The sequence below is a fragment of the Enterobacter cloacae complex sp.6700776 genome (genome assembly GCF_048284255.1).
Lineage (GTDB): Bacteria > Pseudomonadota > Gammaproteobacteria > Enterobacterales > Enterobacteriaceae > Enterobacter > Enterobacter intestinihominis.
Window position 1 is genome coordinate 1 of the sequence record NZ_JBLVYK010000296.1, and the last position, 268, is coordinate 268.

Annotated in this window: 1 protein-coding gene; it reads right to left on the reverse strand. The window is 41.0% G+C overall.

Features of this window, described 5'->3' with window-relative positions; translation table 11 throughout:
- Positions 1-268 (reverse strand): response regulator (locus ACNQ0T_RS24325; protein ID WP_417930510.1); only part of this gene is annotated, 268 nt, incomplete at both ends.

Sequence of the window (268 nt, forward strand, 5' to 3'; positions counted from 1 at the left end):
ATCCATCCATGCGGCTAAACAGTGTTCTTCTTCATCCTTCAAACCATTTGCCGTAACACCAACAATCGGGCAAGTTTCACCTTCACTCCGCAGCTGTTTAGTTAACTCATACCCATTACGGTAAGGCATATTGACGTCAGTTAAAACAATATCAATGACTTCATTATCCCAAATAACTAAGGCCTCTTCGCCATCGCTAGCCATAAAGACTTCGCAACCAAGTAATTCTAACTGCTCTTGCAGTATAACCTGATTTATTGGGTTATCT